General features: G+C 67.7%; 9 protein-coding genes and 1 pseudogene. 5 read left to right on the top strand and 5 right to left on the bottom strand.

Going from position 1 to position 7,099, the window contains the following annotated elements; genetic code table 11:
• Positions 1-283 precede the first annotated feature (283 nt).
• Entirely contained in the window at positions 284-946 is a 663-nt protein-coding gene (locus tag FPZ41_RS43390) for an NADPH-dependent F420 reductase (protein ID WP_152870041.1), read from the top strand.
• Positions 947-1,484: 538 nt separating this feature from the next.
• Here the strand turns inward: FPZ41_RS43390 and FPZ41_RS43385 are convergent.
• Both FPZ41_RS43385 and FPZ41_RS43380 read right to left on the bottom strand, forming a co-directional pair.
• Positions 1,485-1,898: a cytidine/deoxycytidylate deaminase family protein gene (locus tag FPZ41_RS43385; protein ID WP_152870042.1), complete on the bottom strand. Its 414-nt coding sequence runs from the start codon at positions 1,896-1,898 to the stop codon at positions 1,485-1,487.
• A 179-nt stretch (positions 1,899-2,077) separates the two neighbouring features.
• Positions 2,078-2,542 (bottom strand): helix-turn-helix domain-containing protein, encoded by a 465-nt coding sequence (locus tag FPZ41_RS43380; protein ID WP_228023400.1) that lies wholly within the window; start codon positions 2,540-2,542, stop codon positions 2,078-2,080.
• A 159-nt stretch (positions 2,543-2,701) separates the two neighbouring features.
• Here FPZ41_RS43380 and FPZ41_RS43375 point away from each other — a divergent pair, with 159 nt between their 5' ends.
• Positions 2,702-3,271 (top strand): hypothetical protein, encoded by a 570-nt coding sequence (locus FPZ41_RS43375; RefSeq protein ID WP_152870039.1) that lies wholly within the window; start codon positions 2,702-2,704, stop codon positions 3,269-3,271.
• Between the two features lie 771 nt (positions 3,272-4,042).
• Here FPZ41_RS43375 and FPZ41_RS43370 read toward each other — a convergent pair.
• Complete coding sequence (locus FPZ41_RS43370) at positions 4,043-4,405, bottom strand: hypothetical protein (protein ID WP_407698900.1); 363 nt, start codon at positions 4,403-4,405, stop codon at positions 4,043-4,045.
• On the opposite strand from FPZ41_RS43370, the gene FPZ41_RS43365 reads away from it, so the two are divergent.
• Both FPZ41_RS43365 and FPZ41_RS50505 read left to right on the top strand, forming a co-directional pair.
• The gene (locus tag FPZ41_RS43365; RefSeq protein WP_152870035.1) at positions 4,349-4,543 is read left to right on the top strand and encodes a hypothetical protein; all 195 of its coding nucleotides are present in this window, start codon (positions 4,349-4,351) and stop codon (positions 4,541-4,543) included. The genes FPZ41_RS43370 and FPZ41_RS43365 overlap by 57 nt on opposite strands.
• Before the next feature lie 137 nt (positions 4,544-4,680).
• A pseudogene (locus tag FPZ41_RS50505) lies at positions 4,681-4,980 on the top strand (Tn3 family transposase); the annotation flags it as partial.
• Positions 4,981-5,045: 65 nt separating this feature from the next.
• On the opposite strand, the gene FPZ41_RS43355 reads toward FPZ41_RS50505, so the two are convergent.
• Together FPZ41_RS43355 and FPZ41_RS43350 are read right to left on the bottom strand one after the other, a co-directional pair.
• Entirely contained in the window at positions 5,046-5,405 is a 360-nt protein-coding gene (locus FPZ41_RS43355; RefSeq protein ID WP_152870033.1) for a nuclear transport factor 2 family protein, read from the bottom strand.
• Positions 5,406-5,428: 23 nt separating this feature from the next.
• Positions 5,429-6,223, bottom strand: a complete 795-nt coding sequence (locus tag FPZ41_RS43350) for an SDR family oxidoreductase (RefSeq protein ID WP_228023397.1) — start codon at positions 6,221-6,223, stop codon at positions 5,429-5,431.
• Positions 6,224-6,335: 112 nt separating this feature from the next.
• On the opposite strand from FPZ41_RS43350, the gene FPZ41_RS43345 reads away from it, so the two are divergent.
• A complete protein-coding gene (locus FPZ41_RS43345; RefSeq protein WP_152870030.1) occupies positions 6,336-6,854 on the top strand; it encodes a winged helix-turn-helix transcriptional regulator in 519 nt (172 codons plus the stop codon).
• Positions 6,855-7,099: the final 245 nt, after the last annotated feature.

The following is a 7,099-nucleotide window of genomic DNA, read 5'->3' as shown; positions in this document are numbered from 1 at the left end:
CCCCCCGCCCGACCGCCGCCACTCCCCCGTTTTCCTCAATGCGGGCCTGGCCGACGGCGACTTCTGCCCGGTTGCGGGCTAGGTCTTCGGGGGCCTGCCGCATCCGGGACGCCCGCCAGTTGATGGAGTCCAGGCGGCATGCGGGCAAGATCGTCGTACGGATGTGAGGGCCGTGGGTCAGTTGGGGTAGTCGAGGAATAGGCAGGGAGGCACCGGGGTTGACGCACTCCAGGCATATGCGCACGCATGAAACATGGAACGATCTGGACCTGGAAAGGCTGTCATGAAGATCGGCATCATTGGCGCGGGCAACATCGGCGGCAACCTCACCCGGCGGCTCACTGCTCTCGGACACGACGTCTCCGTCGCCAACTCACGCGGCCCTGAGACGCTCACCGCGCTGGCCGAGGAGACCGGCGCGACACCGGTCCCGGTGCGGGAGGCGGCGCGCGACGCGGAGGTTGTGGTGATCACGATCCCGGTCAAGGCGATCCCGAACCTGCCGGCAGGCGTCCTCGACGGCGCGGCGGAGAGCGTCGCCGTGATCGACACCGGCAACTACTACCCGCAGCAGCGGGACGGCAGGATCGCGGCGATCGAAGACGAAGGCCTCACGGAGAGCGCCTGGACGGCACGCGAGATCGGCCACACCGTCGTCAAGGCGTTCAACGGCACCTATGCCCAGGACATCCTGGACCGCCCCCGCCCGGCCGGCGCCCCCGACCGACAGGCGGTACCGGTGGCGGGCGACGACGAGGCAGCCAAGGCGAAGGTACGAGCCCTGATCGACGAACTCGGCTTCGACACGGTCGACACGGGCACCCTCGCCGACTCCTGGCGTCAGCAGCCGGGCACACCGGTGTACGGGCTGCGCGACGGCATCGACGGAGTGGCCAAAGCGTTGACGGAGGCGTCGCCGGAGCGCCCGTCGGACTTTCGCGGCTAGGACAAGCCCCGAGCCCGCCATGTCCGAACACCACCCTGGTCGTCGCTGGGGAAGGCGCCGGATCCAAACGCACCAAGGCCGAAACCCTCGGCATCCGTCTGACCACCCCCGACGAATTCGCCGTTCTCATCTCCGACTTCGTCGGCTGAATCCTCCCTCCAAGTCTGTCCGGAACAGTCCTACGAATGGGAGCAGGCAAGCCGGAATAGCAGCGGGCCAGAAAAGGGCGGCCACACCTTGTCCGACGCGCAGGTGGGGCCCGAGTTGACCTCGGGGCCCCACCCTGTTCAGGCGCTGCGCATGGCAGGAGTCCGCCGAGAACGGACGCCGAAGCACCGCATCCCGCCCTCGAAGCTGTGGGTAGCGGCACCCCGCCCCCGGGATGTTCCCGCAGGATTCACTCCGCCCCTGGCGACTGCCGGTCCACTGAGTACGAGCGCAGCTCCCTGGCCAGGGAGCAGGTCTTGAACTGGTGCCTCATCGGACAACGTTCGCCCCGTTCTCGGTTGACGGTGCCGGCCCGCGCTGAGTGTCGTGGTTATTCAGCGTCAAGCTGGTGTTCGGCCCAGACGTAGCTTTCGGGTAGCAAGTCGGTGATAGGGACGGTTCGGGCGCGGTCGCCTTCGCCAACGATGACCTTGAGGGCGGGGAAGTAGTCGAGAAGGACCTGCCGGCACCGGCCGCACGGAGGAACAACCCCCCGGTCGCGGTCGCCCACAGCGACGATCGTGTCCAGGTCGTAGGCACCCTGGGCGGCTGCCGCACCGATGAGGACCAGCTCCGCGCACGGTCCTCCCGTGAAGTGGTAGGCGTTCACGGCGGTGACGATCCCGCCGTTCCGGGTGCGGGCTGCGGCTGCCATGGTGTGGTTGTCACCCCGGCAGCGAGTGCGAGCCACGTGCGCCGCGGCCTGGATGAGTTCGTGATCGACGTGGTGGGTCTGCGTGGTCATCTTCTCTGCCTTCGTCAGGTGTCGGGCAGGCGACGTTGACCCGGGTGACGATGGTGCGCAAGCGAATATCGGCGGTGTGGTTGTTCCGCCAGATGACTCGCCGTCGGCAATCACGTACAGGTGCTCGACGCGGGCCTTCTTGGTGGCGTAGTCAGGGTCGTGGGAGGTCTTCGAGGTCTTTATGCAGTCCTAATGCGCAGAAGCGACACGCCCTCTTCGCGGAGCGGAACCCGCAGGCCTTCGTGGCTGATGTCGTCGACCATTCCTTCGACGACCAGGAAGTCTGCCGGCTCGTCCAGGCTCCAGGTCGCGAACGGCAGGCCGTGCTCGGCCGGCTTGGACTTGGCGATCTTCTTGATCTCCCGGCGCTCCGGAAGCGTGAAGGTCTTCGGGTGCCCTCCCGTGCATTTCGGGTAGAGCGAGTCGAAGCCGTCGGCGTTGAAGTTGTGGATCACGTCCCGGATCCGGTCGGAGTTGGTGAAGGTCACCTCGGCGATCTTGGCTACAGGCATGCCCGGCGCGGACAGCAAGACGGTCTGGGCCCGCCGCCAGGTCACCACCGACCCGGTGCCTCTGCGGATGATCCACAACAGGCGCTGCCCTTCATCGTCATGGATCTCGCGGACGCGTACTCGTTCTGCCACCCGGCCAGTCTGACGACACCATGCTGCCCGGACCAGCATCCGAACAGCCCGTCATGTCACTACAGGGCACAGGTTCTCTGATGCGGCACTGGCTCCAGATGAGGCGGGTGTTCCTGAGTCTCCCCTGTCCGCGATGATGGGTGCCGGACAGGGGGCGAGATGACGCAGTTGTCGCGCGGGGACCTTCGAGAGAAACAGGGCAACGCACCGTCGTCGGTTTCGATGGCTGTGCTGTGGGTGGAGGGCTTCGGCCTGATTCTGGCGATGCCGCTCTTCGGAGTGGTACCAGAGGCGAGGTCAGTCTTTGTGCTGCCCATGGTTATGCTCGCGCTGCTCTTCATCAGCTCGTTGATTTCTGCCGCCTTTGTACTGCCCTCCGTTACCCTCGGCCATTGGCTGGGAGAGCGGTGGGGCGGCGGAAGGCGTTGGTGGTGGGTGCTGACCGCAGCCGTGCTGGTACTGGTGCTCGTGGGGATCCTGTCGTTGGTCGTGGCCTCCTATGAACAAGGATCTGTGTTCAGTTCGTGGCAGGACATCCTCGACTGGTCGCTGTACGCGTCAACCGTCTACTGCATCTCCATACCGGCCGTGCTGGCTGCGCACAGAGCGGTCCTGCGCGCGGATGCGGGTCACCGAGTGTGGTCTGTCGGTCAGATTCTCGGATACGGCTCACTCTTGTTGCTTGTGGAGGCGGTAGGAGTCCTGATGGTGTTGACGGTGCTTGGCTGAACCCACCGAGATACTGGGCCAGTTGCTGATTTCACGTTCTTTGTCACCGATCAACAGCCGTCAGAGGCCTGCTCCTCGGGGCCGCGGCACGTGCCGCGCAGTCCGCGGATCTCGCCGTATGCGGTCTCAAGGCGTCCGGTGAAGTCACTGTTCTCCGCGCGCAGCTGCTTGATGCGCGCGAGCGCGGTCTCCAGCCGTCGCTGGACGGAGGTGATCGATGCTGGCTGTGACCCGGTCCGCTCGGGGGCGGGCTACCGGTCCTGCGGCTGCCGGATGGCTGCGTCGCCGAGTGGCCTCGGCCAGTGCGGCGGCATGGTCATGATCCGGGTCAGACCGAGGTCTTCGAACCCGTACCGGAGCAGTTCGCGCGAGCCCCCTTGGCAAGACCCTGGCGCCAGTAGCGCTTGAGGAGCCGGTACCCCAGCTCCCCTTGGCCCTCCCCGGGTCCTGACCGTCGGAGTCCGGCGGCCGCAGGATCCAGTAGCCGGCGAAGCCTCCTTCGACGAACCCGGCCCAGTACCCCAGGCCCGGGCCCCGCTCGGCGTCCGCGATTCCGTCGCGGAGCGCCTGCTCCGCCTGTTCGGGGGTGTGGGCTCCGCCGACGTAGCGCATCACCTCGGGGTCGGCGTCGAGCTCGACCTGGTACTCAAGTCGGCTGGGCCATGGTGCACGTAGTCCTTGAGGGGTGGGTTGGATGGATGCCTGGTGAAAAGGTGCAAGCCGGATTCCGGCGGCTCGCGCCACCGCGGGGGAACGGGTGCGGGGGACGCGTCAGGACTGCGACGGCCAGATGGCCTGCAGCATCTGCTCCTCGGTCATCGCCTCGGTCCGCTTTGCAGGGCCGGCCTGGAGGCCGAACCCGGTGAGCAGTACCTCGGCGTAGCGGCGCCAGTTGCCGGGGGCGATCTGCTCGGTGCGGTCGGAGACGGTCCCGAGCATGTAGAGGAGGTTGTACGCGTCGGAGCTGGTGAAGTCCGCGCGCACGGCCCCGGGCGCCACCGCCCGCTCCACGAGTCCGTCCACGCGGCGGCCGAGCTCGTCCGCCCCCTCCGCGATCTCCGGCTGGTCGAGGCTCGCATGCTCGAGGATCACCTCGAGTGCCGGGTCCTCGACCCGCCGTGCGGCCGCCGCCAGCAGGTACTGCCGCAGCGCCCGGCCGGGATCCTCCTGCTGCGCCGCGTCCGCCGCGAGCTGCAGGAAGGCGGTGAACCGCTCGCCGCAGGGCCCGGCGACCTTCCGGTTGCACCGCGCGAAGCCTCCCGCGCCCGCTGAACGGTGTCGTCAAACGATGGAAGCGGTCAGCGCATCACCGCTGTTCAGGAGGCCAAGCCGTGGGCCTTGCAGGGACGATGGTCGAGCTCGTGGGCGATGTCGTCGAGGTCGGCCTGGCTGAACGTGCGGGGGCCCGCGCCTTTGGGATCTTCCACGGCCGCGCCGGGCAGCTTCACCAGCGCTACCAGGACGGCATGGAGGACCAGATCGGCGCTCGGCCTGGCGCTGAACGCGCTGGTGTTGTTCAACACCCGCTACATGGACGCCGCCTTCTCCCAGTTCCGCGAGGACGGCTTCGACGTCCGCGACGAGGACGTCGCCGCCTCTTACCGTTCGTCCGCCACCACATCAACATGCGCGGCCGGTACTCCATCCAGCTCCCCGACCTGCCCGGCGCAATGCGGCCCCTGCGCGACAAGAGCGCCCCCGAAGAGGAGTATGGCGGCCCGCCGCCTACTGAACTGGGGCCCGAGTGCTGTGGGGCAATGCGCCAGGGCGCGGGTCAGGGTTCGATACGAAGGCCTTCGATGAGACCATCGCTGAGGGTGAAGCGGTAGTGCAGGTCCACGACCCCACCTGGGAAGTTGCCCTCCAGGTGGTGGGTGGCGACGTAGCGGTCCGTGTCGACTCTTTGCGCGCCGGTGAGTTCGATCGTGTACGTGTATTCGCCGGCGGAGTGGGTCAGCCAGGTTTCGATCGTCGGGGCTCCCCGGTGGGTCTTGCCGTCGTCGGTCACGGTGGCGTCCGGGTGGAAGGCGCTGAGTGCCGTGGCGGTGTCATGGGCGCGATGGGAGTTCAGGAAGCGGGTGATCACCTCGGGCAGGGCCTCGGGAGCGATGTTCTGGGGCTGGTCGGTGTGCATGGCGGTTCCTGAGGGTGGACGGTTCACACGGTGGGGATGGTGCCGCCGTCGATGACGTGTTCGGCGCCGACGATGGCGGAGGCGCGGTCGGAGGCGAGGAAGGCGACCAGTTCGGCGACTTCTTCGGGACGGTTGGGGCGGCCCAGCGGGATACCGCCGAGGGAATCCATGAGCTGTTTCAGTGCCGCTTCGTGGGTGGTGCCGGAGGTCTCGGCGATTCGGGCGACGAGGTGGTCGGCGGCGGTGGTCTGGACGAAGCCGGGAGCGACGGTGTTGACGCGGACGCCGTGTGGGGCAACCTCGTTGGCCAGGCCCTTGCTGTAGGTGGTCAGCGCGGCCTTGGCGGCAGCGTAGGCGAGGGTGCCGTTCCACAGCGGCATGCGGCGCTGGATCGAGGAGACGTGGATGATGACGCCCCTTCCGGCTTTGATCATGGCGGGGAGCAGGCCGCGGTCCAGGCGGACTGCGGCGAGGAGGTTGATGTTGAGTTCTCTGGCCCAGTCGTCCTCGTCGAGGGCCGCGTATCCGCCTGAGGGGGCTTCCGAGCCGCCCAGGTTGTCGACCAGGATGTCGACGCCGTCGAGGCGGCGGAGGGCTTCGTCGACCACGGTGGCGGCCCCCTCGGGGGTGGCCAGGTCCGCGGTGATGATGTCCGAGGCTGCTACGCCGTCCGGTCGACTGCGCGCGGTGACCAGCACGGTGGCGCCGGCCTGGGCCAGGCGTCGGGCGACGGCCGCACCGACGCCTTTCGTGCCGCCGGTGACCAGGGCGCGTCGGCCCTTCAGGGAGTCGTTGGTTTCGCTGATGGGGGTGGCCATGGCGCGTTCCGTTCCCGGGTGCGGGCAGGAGGGGGCACCGCACCCGCCGTTACTGCTAAAATAGAAGCTAGTAACTTCGACTTTAGCAGCAACTCCCCGGAGGTGGTCAACCTTGGCAAGCCGCATCAGGGCGGAGGACCTCGAATGCCCGCTGTCCACGACCGTGCAGCACGTCGGCGAATGGTGGACGCTGCTGATCCTCCACGACGCTTTCGACGGCTACACCCGCTTCGACCAGTTCCAGGAGAACCTCGGCATCTCCACCAGCATGCTCACCGCACGCCTCAAGACGCTGGTCGCAGACGGCCTGCTGGAGCGCCGCCCCTACCAGACCAACCCCGTCCGCAACGAGTACGTCCTGACCGACCTGGGCCGCTCCCTGCGCCCCGTGATCATCACCCTGGCGGCCTGGGGCAACTCCCGCCTCACCCCCGAGCAGCGCAGCATGATCCTGATCGACACAGGAAGCGGCGAAGAAGTCGAACCTGTGGTTGTCGATGCCCGGACCGGCCGCCGCCTCGACGACAGCCATGCATACGTGTTCACCGCCGGCCCCGCCGCCGGCCCCGCCATGCGGGCCCGCTACCCCCGTACCAGGGCGACCACAGCTGATGCCGCCCGCACCACCTGACGCTCATCTCGCCCACAGGCGCTGGAGCGCACCCTCGCGTGGGTGGAGCCGTTGCCCGGCTGCCAGTCCCGAAGCAGACCTGCAGAACCGGCCCGCGGAGAAGTAGTTGAATAAGGGAGGTCCCGCCGCATCGAGGCCTCCCTTGTCCATGCAGACGCACAAACGCACAGACCAGGCTTTCGGCTCGTCCTCAGCTCGCCACACCAAGGACGCGACCCGGCGCCTCGTCAGCCCCGCTTCTCCCC

Origin of the sequence: Streptomyces acidicola, from assembly GCF_009377235.1 — a bacterium.
In the GTDB taxonomy this organism is placed as follows: Bacteria; Actinomycetota; Actinomycetes; order Streptomycetales; family Streptomycetaceae; genus Streptomyces; species Streptomyces acidicola.
This window is presented reverse-complemented; position numbering and strand designations above follow the sequence as displayed.